Source organism: Pseudaeromonas sp. HNCC25DJ182, from assembly GCF_055413365.1.
In genome coordinates this window covers 1-312 of sequence record NZ_JBVAYG010000039.1, presented here as the reverse complement: position 1 = coordinate 312, position 312 = coordinate 1, and the positions used below count along the sequence as shown (strand labels likewise).

Sequence of the window (312 nt, the reverse complement as noted above, 5' to 3'; positions counted from 1 at the left end):
GTGGTATCCCCCATGGTCGCACTGTCGCTGTGCTCGGCCGAGACGTTGCCCGCCTGGTCGACCACGCTGGCGGTGACACTCAGGGACTGACCATCCGCCGGACGGTCGTACTGGTAGCGGACACTGCCGGCCGTGAGGTCCTCGGCCGTCAGCACATGGTCCGCCTGGCCACTCACCTTCAGGGTGTCACCGACCACCGCTCCGGCTGGCAGGGCCACGCTCACATCCACCTTGCCGCTGATTTCGGTACGGCTGATGACGCCGTCATTGTTGCTGTCCTCGACGATGGTCACCACCGGCGCCGCAGTCGCC

At 67.0% G+C, this 312-nt stretch carries 1 protein-coding gene; it reads right to left on the bottom strand.

Going from position 1 to position 312, the window contains the following annotated elements; translation table 11 throughout:
* On the bottom strand, nt 1–312 hold a 312-nt coding region (locus ACZYUB_RS16650), incomplete at both ends, for a hypothetical protein (protein WP_463949347.1).